Here is a 17527-nt window from a genome sequence, read left to right as displayed (position 1 = left end):
GCGGGGTCGGTGCCGCTCACAGCGGGCGCACTCGCTCGGGCGGCTGCGGCAGGCGCGCGCCCGCCGGCCGGCGCGGCGTCTTGGTGGCCACCCACAGATACGTCGGCACGACGGGCAGCAGCAGCCTGAGCACCTCGCGCGGCATCCGCGACAGCACCGTCCTGACCACCTTCCCCAGCACCCCGGGGAACAGCTCGCCCCCCGCGAACCTGGTCGGCGTGGCCAGCACGGGCAAGGTGTAGTCCCACACGTGGAAGGCACGCAACATCCTGCGCAGCCCGCGCCGCGTCCTGAACCGCTCGTAGTAGTGGTCGGCCCGCCCGAACGCCCGCACGTAGCGGTCGGCCAGCGCCGGCGGGAGGTACGACAGGAACGGCAGCTTGTAGTGCGGCTCCATGACCCCGAGCCGGTTGCCGAGCCCGAGGTAGAGCACCCCGTCGTCGGACAGCACCCGGCGCATCTCCGCCACCACCGCGTCGGGGTCGACCACGTGCTCGTAGATGTGGTTGAACACCAGCACGTCGATCGAGCCGTCGGGGAACGGCAGCGCCGTGCCGTCACCGCAGACGAACGCCACCCGCTCGCCGAACCGGTCGGCCGCCTTGCGCAGCCCCGGCACGTCGATGTCGATGCCCAGCGTGTGCTTCGCCCCGGCCTGCGCCAGCTCGTCGGCGATGAACCCGGCCGAGCAGCCCACGTCGCCGACGGTCAGCCCGCCGAGCGGCCCGTTGAAGTGCTCCAGCACCGCGATGATCTTCGCTGCCTTCCGCCTGCGCTTCGCCTCGTCGAGCATGGCGGACTGGAACTCCGAGTATTCGAGCTGCGCGACCCGTTGCTTCACCACGGTTCCCCACCGTACCGACCTCGTGCGGACGCGCACGCCAATCAGGCGTCAAAGCGGCTTCAGTACGGCGGCCGACCTGGCGAGACCCGAACGGGCGGGAACGAAGTGGCATGCGCGGATCCCAGGTCGCGCTCGCGGCGCCGGCCGTCATCGGGGCGGCGGGCCGCTGGATTTACCTGGAGAACCGCGCGTAACCTGAGCCAATGCTCCGCCGCCTGCTGCGCGCCTTCCTCGCCCTGGTCGCGATCGGTTTCCTGGGCTACGGGCTGGCCGCCAACTGGGACGACACCACCACCGCGCTGGCCGCGATGTCGCCGTGGGCGGTGCTCGGGTCGTTCGTGGCCGTGCTGGTCGGCCAGTTCTGCATGTTGCTGGCCTGGCGGGAGATCCTGGCGGGCCTGGGCACGCGGGTGCCGGTGCGGATCGCCGGGCGGATCATGTTCGTGGGGCAGCTCGGGAAGTACATCCCGGGCGCGGTGTGGGCGTACGCGGCGATGATGGACCTCGGGCGCGATCACGGGAGCCCGCCGCGGCGCACGTTCGCGACGATCTCCCTGGGGCTGGTGATCAATCTCGGGGTGGCGATCTCGATCGCCGCCGCCACGCTGGGCACGCTGGAGGCGGTGCGGCAGGCCTGGTACATCGCGCTGCTCGTGCCGGTGATCATCGTCTGCCTGCATCCCAAGGTGCTCACCTGGGGCCTCAACCTGGCGCTGCGCATCGCACGCAGGGAGCCGCTGGAGAGCGTGCTGCCCGGCCGCACGGTGGTGGTCGCGGTGGCCTGGACGGCGCTCGGCTGGCTCGTGTACGGCCTGCACATCTGGCTGGTCGCCGGCCGTCCCGACCTGTACGTGGTGGCGACAGGGGCCTACGCCTTCGCCTGGGCGACCGGGATCCTGACCGTGGTCGTGCCCGCCGGGGTCGGCGTCAGGGAGGGCGCGCTCGTGCTCGTGCTCGGGCCGATCGTCGGCACGCCCGCCGCGCTCGCGGTGGCGATCGTGTCGCGGCTGGCGTTCACGCTGGCCGACGCGGCCGCCGCGGGCATCGCGTTCCTGCTCGGCCGCCGGCCCGCGCCCGGCACTCAGGCGCCGAGCAGCGCCGCCGCGTACGCCGACCAGAACGGCTCGGGATCGACCGCCTTGACCCCCGACCGCAACCTCTCCGGCTCGCCGGAGGCGTAGAACCGCTCGATCGCCGCGCGCAGCGCCCCGGCGTCGCCCGGCTCGACCAGCAGCCCGTCCACGCCGTCGGTGACGTGGTCGGCCAGCGCGCCGACGCGGGTGGCGATCACGGGCACGCCGTGCTCGTGCGCTAGCCAGACGTTCTGGCTGGCCGTGGCGTTGCGGTAGGGCAGCACCAGCGCGTCGGCCGCGGCGAACAGCTTCGGCACGTCCTCGGCCGCGACGTACCCCGGCCGCAGCTCCACCCGGTCGCCGAGGCCCAGCTCCCCGATCAGCGCCTTCGTCTCGTCGAGCCCGCCCCAGAACTCGCCCGCGACGGTCAGCGCGATCCCCTCGGGCAGCGCGCGCAGCAGCAGGTCGAGCCCCTTGTACGGCCGCACGATGCCGAAGAACAGCAGCCTGCGGTGCACCACCCCGGCCGGCTTGTCACCCGAGGTCGAGGGCAGGTGCGGCGGTAGCCCCGCCACGCTGACCGGCCCGGCCGTGAGCCCCCTGGCCAGCGCGGCCTGCGGCTCGGAGTGGGCCAGCACCCCGTCCACCCGCTTGAGCAGGGCTTTCATCAGCGGCTCGTCGTACGGCTTGCGCTCGTGCGGCAGCACGTTGTGGCACAGGGCGACGGTACGGGTCCGCCGCCCGATCCCGTAGAGGATGCCCAGGTACGCGGGGACCTGCACCGGGCTCAGCACCGCCAGCACCACCAGGTCCGCCGATCGCAGCCGCCGACCGGCCGCCACCCATCCGTCCGGCCGCCGCCAGTCGAGCCGCCGCACGGTCCCCGGGAAGGGCGTGCCCTCGGGTGCGTCGATCGTCTGCTGCCCCGGGTAGAGGAAGGACGGATACTGCGCGCGCCACGACTCGATCACCACGTCGTGGCCGAGCGCCGCCAGGCGGTGCGCCAGCTCGGTGGTGTGCTGCGCCCCGCCCCCCTTGTACGGATATGTCGGGCCGACGATCGCGATCCGCAACGTCACTCTCCCCGCGAGCGCACGATCAGGTCGGCGAGCAGCGCCACGGACCCGATCAGCAGCCCGGACAGGAAGATCATGACGGTGTTGGCAGGGAAGTAGAACGGATGCTGGATCATGTCCCAGACACCCTTCACGAACCCGATGGCCACCAGCCACAACGCGGGCGGCATGAGCACCTTAAGCGGGTTGAAGTACATGATCATCCGCAGCACCTGCAGGATGTAGCGGTAGGCGTCGGAGACGAAGCTGAACTTCGACTTGCCGGCCCGCTTGGCGTACTCCGTCGGCAGGTAGTAGACGTCGTGCTGGTTCGACAGGAACGACAGCGTGATCGTCGTGACGCAGGAGAAGCCGGGGGGCAGCAGCCGCAGGTAGGGCTTGGCCACCGCCTTGCGGAAGGCCCGCAGCCCCGAGTTGAGGTCGGGGATCTTCTGCCCGGCCAGCATCTCGGCCACCTTGCGGATCACGAACTTGGCCGGCACGCGCAGGAACTTGTGCGAGCCCTCCTCGCTGGTGCGCGCCCCGACCACCATGTCGATGGTCGCGTCCTTCTCCAGGATCTGCACCAGCTCGGGGATGCGCTCGTTGGCGTAGGACATGTCGGCGTCGGTCCAGACGACGATCTCGCCCCTGGCCTCCTGCGAGCCGATGCGCCGCACGGTGCCGGCGCCGCCGTTGCGGTGGAAGGCGCGGATGCGCAGGTGGGGATAGCTGGGCGCGGCCTCCTGGAGCTTGGCCAGGGTGGCGTCGGTCGAGCAGTCGTCGACGGCGACCAGCTCGTAGGTGTAGCCGCTCGAGTCCATCGCCTTGGTGATGCGCTCCACCTCGTCGAGGACGTGATCCTGCTCGTTGTAGCAGGGCAGGACGATCGTGACGTACGGCGCTTCTTCCACGGCGGTTCCACTCTTGGGGGTCTCAAGCGTGCTCACGGGGGTCGAGGGTACTCTGCCCAGCCGGGAGGCGAGTCCACATCGGGCCAGCGGGAACTCCCGATTCCCCGATCTTTCCCTCCAGTCTGGCTCATCGCAGGCCGGTCAGGCGACCGCCATCCACACGTTCATCCGCAGGGACCAGGTGCCGTTCGGCGCCTCGGTGAGCGACCGCTCGTCCTGGCGCGTGACCAGCTCCATGATCTGCGACGCCGCTCCGTACGGCGAGACCTGCCCCTGCTCGGCCCCCAGCACGACCGGCACCCGGCCCGCCGCGCGCACCCGCTCGATCAGCCGCCGCACCTCGGACTCGGGCGCGAGGTCGGCGGAGCCCACCCGGGCCACCTGCGCGGCCGGCTTACCGCACATGCCGCGGACGACCTGGACGAACCGGTCACCCGTGACCCGCTCCACGGTCAGCACCGAGGCGTCGGCCGGGATCTGCGCGCACATCGCCTCGACCGCCGCCGCCTCCCCCCGCTCGACCGGCGTGAACGCCGTCCCGATCGAGGTCACGACCGGGGGCACCAGGACGAGCACCACGGCCGCCGCCATGCCCCACTTCAGCACCTGCGGCCCGTGCCGGTCCGTGAGGCGGCGCAGCCGGGCCAGGCCGTAGGAGGCGAGCAGGATCATCCCGGGGATCACGACGGGGACCAGGCGGCGGGCGGCCCACGGATGGTCGGGGGTGATCTCGGGCCGCAGCAGCGTGGTGACGGTCGTCCAGCCCACGACGGCGAGCGGCAGCAGCCACTCGAACGACGATCCGCCGCGCAGCAACCTGCGCACGAGCAGGGCGGCGGCGATCGTGGCCAGCAGGACGGCGGGGGCGCCGACGTACCAGACCACCCAGTGCAGGGAGCTCTCGAAGTACAGCCTGGTGCCGTCGACGGGCAGGCCGTTGGCCCGCTGGATCTGCTCGATCATCTCGGCCGTGCGGCGGTCGTCGTCACTGGCGGGGATCCGGGTGACGGTCTGCACCCACGGGCGCGCGTACAGGGCCGCCATCAGCAGCACGACCAGCACCGCCCCCGTCCGCGGCGCCCACCTCGGCAGGCGGATCCGGGCGAGGGCCGGAGCGGCGGCCGTGCCCGCGGCGGTGAGCACGAGGACGCCGGCGCAGATGAACAGCAGCGGCTTCACCGAACCGGACAGATAGGAGAGGTAGGGACGGGCCAGCAGGTACGCCGCCAGCATCCCCAGCCCGGCCCCGGCCACCAGCCCCACCAGCAGCGGCGGCCCCACCACCCCCTCCGGCCTGCGGAAGCGCCGCATCGCGATCAGCAGCCCCGCGAACGCCAGCACCGGCAGCACGTCCCGCAGCCCGTCCACCCTGACCAGCACGGCCAGCCCGAACACCAGCCCGGCCAGCAGCGCCCTGCCCCGCTCCCGCCGGGCGAGCGCGTCGTACGCCAGGGCCAGGCCGCCGAACAGCAGGATCAGCGACGGGATCTCGCTGAACGTGGTGCGCGAGGTGTACAGGACCGGCAGGCTCACGGCGAAGGCCGCCGCCGCCACCACCGCCCACCTGGCCCCGGCCAGCCGCGCCACCACCCCGGCCACCGTCAGCACGGCCAGCGCCCCCAGCACGGCCGGCACCACGTACGGGGCGCCCAGCCAGTGGCCGATCGCGAACACCATCGGCGGGCCCGGCATGAACTGCGGCACCACCGCCCCGGCCACGTCGTAGAACCCGACACTCTTGAACACCAGCGCGGGATCCGGCCCGCCGAACGCCTCGGCCTGGGCGGGGACGGGCAGCCCGCCGTGGGCGGCGATCCAGGCCGCGTACTGGGTGTAGGTGGCCGGGTCGCGCCTGACGGCGATCTGCTCGCTGTGCATGATCGCGTTGAACACGCCCGACGCGACGGCGACCCCTACGACGCCCGCCACCTGCCACGTGGCGGCCCTGACCCGCCCCAGAACGCCCTCGGCCGCCCGCGACACCACCGCCTGCGCGACACCGCCGCTCCCCTCGGCCCTGCGCGTCACCGCCGCCTGGGCGCCGCCACCGCTCGCCGTGCCGTCGAGGGCCGTGCCCTCGCGGGTCGTGCTCCCGCCGAGCCGCCGCGTGCCCGCCGAGCACAGCAACACCGCCAGCGGGACCCCGAGCAGCGTGGCGGGCAGCGGCGCGAACCGGCCGAGCAGCAGCAGCGGCAGACCCGCCAGCAACCAGCCCGCCACGGCCAGCGCGGGCAGCACGGACAGCGTGGCGAGCACCCGGCCGGGTCGATCGAGTTCCATCGGAGAGCGAGCGTATCCAACCTTGGCGCCCCCGCCGTCCCCGCGTGCGGGCCGCAGGGTGCGGGTGAGTGGGTGAGCAGGCGGCGCGGCGTGCCGGCGATCGCCGGTAGCGTACGGACGTGCCGGAGAAGCGGGAGGACATGCGGTGAGGTCGGAGGCTCGCGACGGGGAGCCCACGAGGACCGGCCGCGGCCGGCGGCGCCTGCCACGCGATCCGCGTCGCCGGCCGGCACAGCTCCTGGGTCCGCTGGCCCGCCTCGCCGCCCTGGCACGCGTCCTGAACCCCGCGACGCGCCGCCCATCCGACAGCGCCGCACGGGACAGCCGCGCACCGGACAACGCCACACGGGACAGCGCCACACGGGACAGCGCCACACGGGACAGCGCCACACGGGACAGCGCCACACGGGACAGCGCCACACGGGACAGCGCCACACGGGACAGCAGCGCACCGGACAACGCCACACGGGACAGTGCCACACGGGACAGCAGCGCACCGGACAGCGCCACACGTGACAGCGCCGCGCGGGACAGCGCCACACCGGGGGGTGGCGCGCCTCGGCAGTGGGTGCGCCGGCACCGCTGGTTCCTGGCCGTGCTGGCCCTGGGCACCGTCCTGCGGGCCCTGGCCATGCTCGGCTACCGCCCCGCCCTGTGGTTCCCCGACTCCTACACCTACATCGTCACCGTCTTCAAACCCCGCCCCGACCTCGTGCGCCCGGCCGGCTACTCGATGTTCCTCAAGCTGCTGGAGCCGCTGCACGCGTTCGGCGCGGTCACGGCGGCCCAGCACCTGCTCGGCCTGGCCACCGGCATCCTGATCTACCGGGCCGCCCGCCGGGCTCCCAGGTGGGCGGCGACGCTGGCCACGGTGCCGGTGCTGCTGGACGCGTACCAGATCGAGCTGGAGCACCTGCTCGTCTCCGACACGCTGTTCATGTTCCTGGTGGTCGCCGCCGTGGCGCTGTGCGTCACGCGCCGGACGGCGACCATCGCCGCGATCGGCCTGCTGCTGGCCGCCGCCACGCTCACCAGGACGGTCGGCCAGCCCCTGATCGTGGTGCTGGCGGCCTGGTTCGCGCTGCACCACCGGCTCGGGCCGGCAGACGAACCGATCAGGCCGGCAGACGGATCGATCGGGCCGGCCACCGTACGAAAAAGGCCGACCGTGCGAAAAAGTCCGGACGCGCGGAAGAGGCTGGCCGTGCGGATCAGGTCGGCCGTGCGGATCAAGCCGGCGGCCGTGCTGCTGGCCGCCGCGCTGGTGCCGATCCTCGCGTACGGCGCCTGGTTCCACGTCACCTACCAGCGCGTCGGCCTGGTCGGCGCGAACGGCGTCTTCCTGTACGCCCGCACGATGTCCTTCGCCGACTGCGCCAGGATGGACCCGCCGCCCGACCTGAAGGTCCTGTGCGATCCGCGCCCGCCGGAGCAGCGCCCGCCCTCGCAGGAGTACATCTGGGCCAAGGACGCCCCGCTGGTGCTGCGGCCGGGGATCACGTTCTCGAAGGAGAACGACGACCTGGCGGCCAGGTTCGCGATGCTGGCGATCGTCACGCAGCCCCTCGACTACGCCGCCTCCGTGCTGGAGGAACTGGGCCGCTCGTTCACCTGGGGCCGGCCGATCTACCCCGACGCCGAGATCTACGGCTACTACCAGTTCCCGGCGACCGCTCCGGGACCTCCTGGGCGCTATCCCGCGCAGGTCGGCGCCGAGTATGCCAAGCTCTACGAGCAGGGTGCGATCGGCACGGAGATCGTGGAGCCCTTCGCCGGATGGTTGCGGGCCTATCAGAGCATGGTGCGCCTGCCCGGCCCGGTGCTCTTGGGGATCTTGCTCGTGCCACCGGTGGCGGCGATCGCCCGCAGGCGTGAGGGAAGGCGCCTCGCGGCGGGTCCGGCCTGGCTGGTGCCCTGGTCGGTGGCCGTTGTGCTGCTGATCACACCGGCCGCGGCCGCCGAGTTCGACTACCGGTACGTGTTGCCGGCCGTACCCCTGGCCTGTCTGGCGGCGGCCCAGAGCCTCGGGCCTGGCCTGCTCAGACGGTCCGGTGGCGATCCGAGGGCGAAAGAGTTTGGCGATGATATTCCACCCAATGTCCAGCTCTGAGTATGCTTTGCCGCGGAAACATCACGTCCGGGTCACGGCCGTTCCCCGCGATCATGGCTCGGGGCACGCCGTACGTGACCTAGTCTCGTGGCGCGGAGCGACCAATCCGGCGGCGCAAGGAGTGAGGCTAGGGGGCGTATGAGTGACTACAGGAGCGTGCCGGTAGTCGATTCCGTGCAGGACCGCCGTACCGCCGTCACACAACCCGGCAGCCGGATGGCGCGCCGGCAGGCGGCCGCCGCGCCGCCCCCGCCGCCCGACGACCGGCCCCCGCGCGGCCACCGCTCCGGCGGCGGCTCAGGCGGCCAGGCCAAGATGCGCGTGCTGGCCTGGGTCAGCATCGGCCTGACCACGGTCATGGTCGCGGGCGCGCTGACCGCGTACACCACCTACCGCGACGCCTTCGGCAACATCAACCAGAAGAGCGTCAAGGAAGACATCATCAATCCGCGTCCCCCGGAGACCGGCGCGCTCAACGTGCTGCTCGTCGGCTCCGACACGCGCGCGGGCCAGGGAAACGCGAGGTACGGCCAGGAGCTCGCCCGGCAGGCCGACGCGGGCGGCAAGCGCACCGACACGATCATCCTCATGCACATCTCGCCCAACCGCGACAAGGCCCGCCTGATCAGCTTCCCGCGGGACTCGATGGTGCAGATCCCCCGGTGCAAGAACGAGACCACCAAGCAGGAGATGGCCCCGCGCCGGGACATGATCAACTCGGCGTACAACGCGGGCGGCATCGCCTGCACGATCTCCACGATCGAGACCCTCACCGGCATCCGCGTGAACCACTACGTCGAGGTGGACTTCAGCGGGTTCAAGAACATCGTCGACGCCCTGGGCGGCATCGAGATCTGCCTGCGCACCGCCGTCGACGACAAGGCCTCCAAGCTGGTGCTGCCGGCCGGCAAGAGCCTGCTCAACGGCGAGAAGGCGCTGGGTTACGTGCGCCTGCGCAAGTACGGCGACGGCAGCGACATCCAGCGCATCAAGCGCCAGCAGATCTTCCTGAGCAAGGTCGTGGCCAAGGCCACCAGCAGCGAGCTGCTCACCGACGTCGGCCGGCTGCGCGACTTCGTCGCCGCCGCGGCGGGCTCGGTCACCATGGACCCCGAGCTGGCCAACGACACCGAGCAGCTCATCCAGATCGCGATGAGCGCCAGGGCGATGACCGCGAACGGCGTCAAGTTCACCACGGTGCCCTGGGGCCCCGACCCGCAGGACCCGAACCGGGTGGTCTGGAAGGAGCCGGACGCCACCGAGCTGTTCACCTCGATCAAGACCGACACCGAGGTCACCACGCCGGAGCCGAGCTCGAGCGCGAGCACCAAGCCCAAGGAGAAGATCAAGCCCGAGCAGGTGCGCGTGCAGGTGCTGAACGGCACCAAGACCGTGGGCAAGGCCCGCGAGGTGGCCGACGAGCTGGCCAAGCAGGGCTTCAAGGTCGTCGGGGTGGGCAACTACGAGGCGCCCGGCGGGGTGAGCCTGGCCAAGAGCGAGATCCACTACACCAAGACGGTCGAGACGGCGGCCGACCACGCCATCACGCTGGGCGGTTCCGTCCTGCCCAAGCCGCAGGCCGCGTCGGGCAAGGTGGCGGGGACCAACGTGCAGCCGTACACGTCGACGGTCACCAACGCCACGGCGGGGGGCGCCACGAAGGGCACTCCGATCATCCAGCTCCTGGTGGGCGAGGACTTCGAGTCGGTCAAGGTCACCAAGCTCCCCGACAGCGTCAACAACAGCACCATCACCGCCTCCGAGCAGAAGAACGTGTGCACCTGAGGCTCCAAGTTCCCTGTGGAAGCGGGCATTCTGCTCCTCTGCGAGAGACAGGACCCGCGAGGGCGGGATAGTCTGTTGCGGGTTGGCGACGCAGCGCGACACCAAGCCTCGTGGGTTTCCCGCTCTTGTCGTCGCGGTTCCCCGGCCCCGAGCGAAGCTGAGCGACTTCTTCCGTGTCTGACACCAGATTCTCCCCATCGGCCACGCCCCAGCGCAGCCCAGAGGAGCAAGGGCCCGCCAACACGGGAGCCCGCTGGCCGTTGCCGGAGGAGGCGTTCTGGAGCGAGTCCACCGATCCCCACGGGGTCGCCCCCGGCGAGCGCGCCGCGCCGCAGACGGCGATCGCCGAGGGGCCGGCGTCGGGCGAGGGGCGTGAGGAGCAGCCGCAGCCGGCGACGGAGCCGGCCAAGCGCAGGCGCGACCCGTTCCTCGACAACGTCAAGTTCATCCTGATCGCGCTGGTGCCGATCGGCCACTCGCTGGTGCCCACGCTGGCCGCCGACTCGGCGCGCGCGGCCTACATCTTCATCTACGTCTTCCACATGCCGCTGTTCGTGGTGATCAGCGGCTACCTGTCCAGGAACTTCTGGAACTCCAACGCCAAGACCAACAAGCTGGTCGACACGTTCCTGGTCCCGTACGTGATCGTCGAGGTGGGTTACGCCGCGCTCCGCACCGCCCTCGGGTCGAAGTGGAGCCTGACGATCATCGATCCGGCGTGGCTCAACTGGTACCTGCTGGCGCTGCTGTTCTGGCGGTTGTCCACACCGGTGTGGAAGCGGATGAAGTACCCGGTGCCGGTGGCGATCGCGATCTACCTGTTCGCCGGGTTCTCGCAGATCTCCGGTGACTTCAGCATGGACCGGTTCTTCGGCCTGCTGCCGTTCTTCGTGATCGGCCTGGTGCTGCAGCCCGAGCACTTCGAGCTGCTCAACCGGCGCTGGATCAAGGCCGTCTCGGGGTTCATCCTCCTCGGCGCGGCGGCGGTGGCGATCTTCATCGCGCCCATGGCGAAGCTGGGCCCGTTCTACTACAAGAACAGCTTCCAGGATCTCGACCTGTCCTGGTACATGGGCCTCGGCCTGCGCATCGGGCTGCTGGTCTGCGCGCTGGCCATGTGCCTGGCCGTGCTGGCGCTGGTGCCCAGGAAGGAGACCTGGTACACCGACCTCGGCACCCGCACGCTCTACTGCTACCTGCTCCACGGCATCCCGGTGCTGATCGCCAAGGAGATGGGCTGGCTGTCGATGCCGTGGCTGTACGGGCCGCTGGGCGTGCTGGCGATCAGCGCGAGCTGCTTCGCGCTGGCCATCATCCTGTGCCTGCCGGAGACCCGCACGGTCTTCAAGTGGGTCCTGGAGCCCCGCCTGACCTGGCTCTATCGGCGCCCCTCTCGAAGTTAAGCAGCCGTTTCACCCGCATTAACGCCTTTGACCTGGTAAGCGCTCAGCATCGACACATGCGCGCATGTGTCGCCACGACCGTCCACCATCCCGAGGACGCCCGGATCATGCACCGGCAGATCCGGGCGCTGCTCGACGCGGGCCACGAGGTGACCTACGTCGCGCCCTTCACCTATTTCAACGTGACCCCCGCCATGGGGCTGACCGCGATCGACGTGCCCCGCCAGGCCTCCTACGGCCGGGCGCGCACCGCGCTCAGACGCGGCGTGCGGGACGCGGACCTGCTGATCGTGCACGACCACCGGCTGCTGCGGGCGCTGCCGTACCGGCGCCCTCCGGTCGTCTGGGACGTGCGCGAGCAGGTCACCGCCAAGCAACTCGCCCGCGCCGGAAGGCGCCACCGGGTGATCACGCCCGCCGTGGTCCCCGAGGCGACCCTGGTGTCGTCCAGTCCTCCCCCTCCTGGCGACACCAGGGTCGTGCACATCGGCCGCCTGTCGGCCGAGCGCGGCGTGACGGAGCTGATCGGGCTGGCCGAGCGCCTGGTCCCGCACGGCATCCGGCTGGACCTCATCGGCGCCGCGGCCCGCGAGGTGCGCCCGCTGCTGCGGGACGCGCAGCGCGTGGGCCTGCTCGACTGGTTCGGGTACGTCCCGAACCGGCACGCCCTGCGCATGGCCGAGGGCGCGCTGGCCGGCCTGTCGCTGGCCGACGACACGGTCGGCGCGCCCCCCACCAAGATCATGGACTACATGGGCAGGGGGCTGCCGGTGATCACCACCCCGCAGGGCGCCTCGCTGGTCGAGGGGGCCGGATGCGGGCTGGTGGTGCCGCTGGACGTGGACGCGGTGCTGAACGCCGTACTGGATCTGAAGGAGAACCCGGCGCGGCGGCTTCGACTCGGCGCGCAGGGGCACGCGGCGGCGCGGCTGCGCCACCACTGGCCGGACCACTGCGAGGCGTTCGTGCGCCGCGCCGAGTCGTGGGCCGGCCTGACCAGGCACGCGCTGGCCGTCTAGGGGCTAGGGGCGGTCCAGGTCGAAGGTGGCGTCGGCCAGGCGGATCGTGCGCACGCGCGGGTCCTCGATGAGCCTGCGCAGCTCTTCGACCGAGGCGAGCTGGTCCACGTAGGCGTAGGCCAGGCCGTCGCCGGCCGCCTTGCGCAGCCGGTTCAGGGACAGGTCGAAGCGGCGCAGGTTCGCCTCGTCGTGCTCGCGCAGCAGCCGGACCCAGGAACGGAAGTTGGACAGGCCCACGCCGCACCCCTCCTTGCCCTCGACGAACTCACCGCGGTCCCAGGTGGTCTCTCCCCAGGTGATGGGCAGCGAGCTCGGCCTGCGTTCATAGACGACCTTGTCGGCGCAGGTCTTCTTCTCCTCCAGGAAGCCCTTCAGCTCGGCCTGCTTCAGCGGCGCGGCGAACTCCACCACCGCCAGCGTGTTGAGCCCGGCGGGCAGCCTGGCCAGCACCTTGCGGACCTGCTCCTTGCGCGCGAGCGTGCCGCCCAGGTCGTAGAGAGCGATGGAGAGCCTGGTGTTGGCGGTGCTGCCCAGAGGCAGGTGGCCGACGCGGCCGAAGAAGTCCTGAGTGATCGTGTACGTCTCGCCGCCCACCGGCCAGAAGCCGCCGACGGCACGCAGCGGGGCCGCGGCGACCTGGAACGACATCGACACCGGCGTGGTCTCGCAGCAGTCGCCGACCGTCACCGTGTAGGCCGGGTTGTACACCTTGAAGGCCGTGCCGAGCACGTCCATCATGCGTTGTTCCCGATCGCCGCGCTCCTGGACGAGCGTCGAGCCGAGCGTGGCCGCCAGGGCGAGTGCCAGCAGGACCGCCAGCACGTTGGTGGTCGTCCTGACCAGCCCGCGGCGGACGGCCTTCCGGGTGAGCTTCGGGTCAAAGTCCGGCATTTCCGGAAAGTCATCAGTCATGGGGGGCTCCATAAAGATCGGCGAAAGCGTTCCTGGCGCGCCAGAGGGCGGTCTTGATCGTGGCGTGCCTCCTGCCGGTCATCGCGGCCACCTCCACGAGCGAGAAGCCCTCGAAGTAGACCAGCGTGAGCAGCCTGCGGTGCTGCTCGGGCAGCCGGCCCAGGGCGTCGCGCACCTCCAGGGAGTCCACGTGGAACCCGGGCGCGCCCAGCTCGTCGGGCTCGGGCAGGGGCAGCTCGCGGCGCGCGCGGCGGACGTGGTCGATGAGCACGTTGCGCGCGATCGTGAGCAGCCAGGCGGCCGGGTTCTCCCCGCGCCAGCCCAGCAGGGCCCTGGTCGCCTTGACGAACGTCTCCTGTGCCAGGTCTTCGGCGAGGTGGGGGTCACGCGTCCTGCGCAGGAGGAACCCGCACACGAGCGGCCAGTGCTCGCGGTACAAGTCCTCGATGATGATGCCCCCCGTGGTCCTTCGATCGTCACATCACACCTAGACGCCACCGGGGCGGGAATGGTCACACGGCTTCCGGGTTGATGTACTGGGAGCCATGGCATCGCATCTGATCCAGAACCGGACGGTGAGCATGCCCGTGCGGGTGAGGGACGCAGAGGTGTGCAGTGCCCTCTACCCGGTGCGTGCCGACGCCGCCAGGGCGGTGATCGCGTACTCAGGGCTGGACGTCGCCGAGGTGCTCCCCGGCAAGGCCGTCTGCATGCTGGTGTTCGTCGACTACCGCGACGGGGACCTCGACACCTACCACGAGTTCGGCATGGCCTTCCTCGTGCGCCCGCCCGGCTCGTCCGGGGCCATGGGGCTCACGGAGCTGCGGCAGGCCGGCGTGTTCGTGCACTGGCTGCCGGTGGACCAGGAGTTCACGCTGGAGGCCGGGCGCACCTTGTGGGGCTTCCCGAAGGAGCTGGCCGACATCGAGCTGCGGCTGGCGTCGCCGTACAAGAGGTGCATCCTGCGCAAGGACGGGCGGCTCGTGCTCGACATGCTGATCAAGCCCGGCCTGCCCGTACCGGGCGCGGGGGCGATGGCGCCGCTCGACGCCTACACGCACCGCGACGGGGTGACACGGCGCGTCCCCTGGTCCGTACGTGCCGGCGGCGCCAGGATCCGGCCCAGCGGCGCGCTGATCCGCCTGGGCAACCATCCCATCGCCAAGGAGCTGAGCGAGCTGGGGCTGCCCAAGCGGGCGATGTTCGCCACCACCATCTCCCACGCGGAGATGAGCTTCGGCGAGGCGCAGCAGGTCTAGACGATCGGGGGCCGGCCCAGCTTGACCATGCGCCACGCCGTGCGCCAGGCCATGGGACGGCGCTCGCCCGCCGGGCTGCGCAACCCCTCGAAGAAGCCGGAGAACCACGCCTTGAGCGCCCCCGAGGCGCCTCGCTCGCGGATCACGGTGAGCACCACCCAGTTGGTGAGGTAGAGCACCGCCAGCGGCCACGGCAGGTTGCGCCGCGCCAGCCAGACCCGGTTGCGGGCGTTGAGCCGGTGGAACTGGGCGTGCCTGGTCGGCGGCACCTGCGGGTGGTACATCACCGTCTCGGCGTCGTACTCGATCCGGTAACCCTCGCCGAGCAGCCGCCAGGCCAGGTCGGTCTCCTCGTGCGCGTAGAAGAAGCGCTCGGGCAGGCCGCCCACCTGGAGGAAGGCCGAGCGCCTGATCGCCGAGGCGCCGCCCAGGAACGTGGTGACCGGGCTGGAGCGCTGCGGGTCGCCCGCGCGCAGGCGCGGGACGTGGCGGCGCTGGCTGCCGCTCCCGTCGGGGTCCATGATCCGGAAGGAGATCACGGCCAGGTCGGGCTCGGTGGCGAAGCGGTCCCGTACGTGCGAGACGACCTTCGGGTTGGCGTACCAGCCGTCGTCGTCGAGGAACAGCACGACGTCTCCCGAGCACTCCTCCACGCCCCGGTTACGGCCGGCGGGGATGCCCGTGTTCTGTTCGAGCCGGATCGCTTTCACGACCGCGGCCGAACCCTCGGGTGGCGTCGCCGACACCTCGGGCACGTCGGCACCGTTGCCTACGATCACCACCTCGACGTCGCCGTCGACCTGGTTCAGCGCGGACTCGACCGCCCGGTTCAGCTCCGCGACCCGGTTGCCCATGGTGAGGATGACGCACGAGATCTTCAACGAATCACTGTCCTGACGCGTTGAGAGCACGGGCGGAGCATTCTTTCATGATCACCGAGTCTGCTGGTCTGCATGGTCTGGGAATGGTGAAGCTAAGCGTATCGGAACCGACGATGAACCCCCACCGAACGGCGGACGTCCGATCAATACGACGGACGGGAAGCCCCCTCGGTTCCAGCCTCGGCATCAAGCGAGTCGCCTCGACGCCATGATGCTGATCAAATGCAGCACGGTCTGCAGCGCCGCGGCGGCCAGGCAGGCCACGACCAGCACCCGCGTCGCCGTCAGATCGCCGACGACCAGGTCGATCACCGCGGTCACCACCGCGAGCATGGACAGCTCGATCGGCTGCACGATCCGGTGGAACCTGGTCGCCGCCAGCACCCGCCGCCCCAGCCCCAGCAGCCCGGAGCGGAACTGCACGGCCGCCGCCTCGCTCGCGGCCCCCAGCCCGCCCTTGGCCCTGGCCACCTCCACCAGGTCGCTCTCGGCCTTGATGAGGATGGCGCCGAGCGCGGCGGCGAAGCCGCACACGGTGTACCAGTCGGGCAGCACGGCCGAGGCCCGCCAGCCCAGCCCGGCCAGCACCGCGGCCTCGGCGAAGTACGCGCCGACCCGGTCGAGGTAGACGCCGGCCAGCGACGTCTTGCCCGTCCAGCGGGCCAGCTCGCCGTCGGAGCAGTCGAGCAGCAGGTAGACCTGGATCAGCAGGGCGGCCAGCACCGCCGCCCAGAGCCCCGGCAGGGCCAGCACGAAGCCGGCGGCGACCCCCGCCACGGTCATCACCCAGGTGAGCTGGTTGGGCGTGACGGAGGTCTTGGCGAACATCCAGGTGACGTAGATGGACAGGCGGCGCATGTAGAGCACGCCCGCCCAGTGCTCGCCGTTCCTGCGCTCCAGGTGGCCGGGCGGCTGGGCCACCTGGCGCAGCTCAGCTACCGAAGGCCCGGACATAGTCCCCCACCCGATCGCGGATCTCCGAGTCCTGCATGCGCAGGTGCTCCAGGATCGTGTAACGGCCGGGGCGGGTGGCCGGGGCCAGCGCGACGACCTCGGCGAACTGCTCGGCGCTCAGCCCGATGTCGCCGGGCACGACGGGCAGCTCGTGCCGGCGCAGGCAGTCGACGACCTGTTTGACGCGGGCTTCGTCCTGCCTGAGGAAGAAGCAGAAGGCGGCGCCGATGCCGGCGAGCTCGCCGTGGTTGGAGGTGCCGGGGAAGAGCTGATCCACGGCATGAAGGATCTCATGATCTCCACCGCTCGCGGGCCGGGACGAGCCCGCGACGACCATCGACATGCCGGACAGGATCAGCGACTCGGCCAGCACGGTCAGGAACGCGTCGGACTCGATGGAGTCGGTGCGCCCGACGAGCGCCTCGGCGGCGGTACGGGACATCGAGCAGGCCAGCCCGTCGATCGGCTCGCCGCGCTCGACGTTGCCGAGCTGCCAGTCCTCGATGGCCGACAGGTTGCTCACCACGTCGCCGACGCCCGCCCTGACCAGCGACTCGGGCGCGTTGTGCACGAAGTCGAGGTCGACCAGGATGGCCAGCGGCATCGGCACGCCGAACGAGCCCTTGCCCCCCTCGTAGACGAGGGAGGCGGTGGGCGAGCAGATGCCGTCGTGGGAGAGGTTGGTGGCCACCGCGACCATGGGGATGCCGGCCAGCGAGGCGGCGTACTTGGTCACGTCGATCGTCTTGCCGCCGCCCACGCCGACGACCACCTCGTAGGCCGCCTTGCGCAGGTCGGCGCCGAGCGAGACGGCCGCGTCGACCGACCCGTCGGCCACCCTGAACACCTCCGCCTCGCCCAGCGTGGGCGCGATGAGGCTCTCGATGTGGTCGCCCTGGCCCATGCCGACGGCCACCGCGACCCTGCCCGAGGTCGCCACGCGGCTGTCGGCCAGCAGGGCGCCGAGCTGGGCGACCGCGCCGCGCCTGACGTCCATGGTCAGCGGCGCCGGCAACATCCTCGCTAGAAGCGGCATCC

General features: G+C 71.2%; 15 protein-coding genes. 6 read left to right on the top strand and 9 right to left on the bottom strand.

The features are described 5' to 3' along the window. Nucleotides 1-16: 16 nt before the first annotated feature. Nucleotides 17-844, bottom strand: a complete 828-nt coding sequence (locus AB0I79_RS16830) for a class I SAM-dependent methyltransferase (protein ID WP_357873217.1) — start codon at nucleotides 842-844, stop codon at nucleotides 17-19. Nucleotides 845-1047: 203 nt separating this feature from the next. Between AB0I79_RS16830 and AB0I79_RS16825 the strand changes: the two genes are divergently transcribed. Further along, complete coding sequence (locus AB0I79_RS16825; protein WP_357873214.1) at nucleotides 1048-2025, top strand: lysylphosphatidylglycerol synthase transmembrane domain-containing protein; 978 nt, start codon at nucleotides 1048-1050, stop codon at nucleotides 2023-2025. On the opposite strand, the gene AB0I79_RS16820 is transcribed toward AB0I79_RS16825, so the two are convergent. The 3 genes from AB0I79_RS16820 to AB0I79_RS16810 form a co-directional block, all read right to left on the bottom strand. After that, nucleotides 1926-2990, bottom strand: coding sequence for a glycosyltransferase family 4 protein (locus tag AB0I79_RS16820; RefSeq protein WP_357873212.1), 1065 nt, complete (start codon nucleotides 2988-2990; stop codon nucleotides 1926-1928). The genes AB0I79_RS16825 and AB0I79_RS16820 overlap by 100 nt on opposite strands. Before the next feature lie 2 nt (nucleotides 2991-2992). After that, nucleotides 2993-3922, bottom strand: coding sequence for a glycosyltransferase family 2 protein (locus tag AB0I79_RS16815; RefSeq protein WP_357873209.1), 930 nt, complete (start codon nucleotides 3920-3922; stop codon nucleotides 2993-2995). Nucleotides 3923-4027: 105 nt separating this feature from the next. Further along, nucleotides 4028-6166 carry a hypothetical protein gene (locus AB0I79_RS16810; protein ID WP_357873206.1) on the bottom strand — a complete coding sequence of 713 codons (2139 nt, stop codon included), beginning with the start codon at nucleotides 6164-6166 and terminating at the stop codon, nucleotides 4028-4030. Nucleotides 6167-6734: 568 nt separating this feature from the next. On the opposite strand from AB0I79_RS16810, the gene AB0I79_RS16805 reads away from it, so the two are divergent. The 4 genes from AB0I79_RS16805 (at nucleotide 6735) to AB0I79_RS16790 (ending at nucleotide 12483) form a co-directional block, all read left to right on the top strand. After that, nucleotides 6735-8276 carry a hypothetical protein gene (locus AB0I79_RS16805; RefSeq protein WP_357873203.1) on the top strand — a complete coding sequence of 514 codons (1542 nt, stop codon included), beginning with the start codon at nucleotides 6735-6737 and terminating at the stop codon, nucleotides 8274-8276. A 138-nt stretch (nucleotides 8277-8414) separates the two neighbouring features. After that, on the top strand, nucleotides 8415-10061 hold the full coding sequence (locus AB0I79_RS16800) for an LCP family protein (RefSeq protein ID WP_357873200.1): 1647 nt from the start codon (nucleotides 8415-8417) through the stop codon (nucleotides 10059-10061). Between the two features lie 173 nt (nucleotides 10062-10234). Next, nucleotides 10235-11464: an acyltransferase family protein gene (locus AB0I79_RS16795; RefSeq protein WP_357873197.1), complete on the top strand. Its 1230-nt coding sequence runs from the start codon at nucleotides 10235-10237 to the stop codon at nucleotides 11462-11464. A gap of 56 nt (nucleotides 11465-11520) precedes the next feature. Further along, nucleotides 11521-12483 (top strand): glycosyltransferase, encoded by a 963-nt coding sequence (locus AB0I79_RS16790; protein WP_357873195.1) that lies wholly within the window; start codon nucleotides 11521-11523, stop codon nucleotides 12481-12483. Nucleotides 12484-12486: 3 nt separating this feature from the next. Here the strand turns inward: AB0I79_RS16790 and AB0I79_RS16785 are convergent, their stop codons facing one another. Both AB0I79_RS16785 and AB0I79_RS16780 read right to left on the bottom strand, forming a co-directional pair. Beyond that, on the bottom strand, nucleotides 12487-13395 hold the full coding sequence (locus tag AB0I79_RS16785) for a hypothetical protein (RefSeq protein ID WP_357873192.1): 909 nt from the start codon (nucleotides 13393-13395) through the stop codon (nucleotides 12487-12489). Further along, nucleotides 13388-13834 (bottom strand): RNA polymerase sigma factor, encoded by a 447-nt coding sequence (locus AB0I79_RS16780; protein WP_357873189.1) that lies wholly within the window; start codon nucleotides 13832-13834, stop codon nucleotides 13388-13390. The genes AB0I79_RS16785 and AB0I79_RS16780 overlap by 8 nt, the downstream gene beginning before the upstream one ends. 106 nt (nucleotides 13835-13940) lie before the next feature. Between AB0I79_RS16780 and AB0I79_RS16775 the strand changes: the two genes are divergently transcribed. After that, on the top strand, nucleotides 13941-14654 hold the full coding sequence (locus tag AB0I79_RS16775; protein ID WP_357873186.1) for an acetoacetate decarboxylase family protein: 714 nt from the start codon (nucleotides 13941-13943) through the stop codon (nucleotides 14652-14654). Here the strand turns inward: AB0I79_RS16775 and AB0I79_RS16770 are convergent. The 3 genes from AB0I79_RS16770 to AB0I79_RS16760 form a co-directional block, all read right to left on the bottom strand. Beyond that, nucleotides 14651-15535: a glycosyltransferase gene (locus AB0I79_RS16770; RefSeq protein ID WP_357873184.1), complete on the bottom strand. Its 885-nt coding sequence runs from the start codon at nucleotides 15533-15535 to the stop codon at nucleotides 14651-14653. The two genes, AB0I79_RS16775 and AB0I79_RS16770, sit on opposite strands and share 4 nt — an antisense overlap. A gap of 186 nt (nucleotides 15536-15721) precedes the next feature. Then, nucleotides 15722-16489, bottom strand: coding sequence for a CDP-alcohol phosphatidyltransferase family protein (locus tag AB0I79_RS16765; RefSeq protein WP_357873182.1), 768 nt, complete (start codon nucleotides 16487-16489; stop codon nucleotides 15722-15724). Then, nucleotides 16467-17507, bottom strand: coding sequence for an iron-containing alcohol dehydrogenase family protein (locus AB0I79_RS16760; RefSeq protein ID WP_357874258.1), 1041 nt, complete (start codon nucleotides 17505-17507; stop codon nucleotides 16467-16469). Before AB0I79_RS16760 ends, AB0I79_RS16765 begins: the two co-directional genes overlap by 23 nt. Between the last annotated feature and the right edge of the window lie 20 nt (nucleotides 17508-17527).

Origin of the sequence: Nonomuraea sp. NPDC050202 (assembly GCF_040656115.1) — a bacterium.
In the GTDB taxonomy this organism is placed as follows: Bacteria; Actinomycetota; Actinomycetes; order Streptosporangiales; family Streptosporangiaceae; genus Nonomuraea.
The sequence above is the reverse complement of the archived record's forward strand: the minus strand, read 5'-3'. Positions and strand labels throughout refer to the sequence as shown.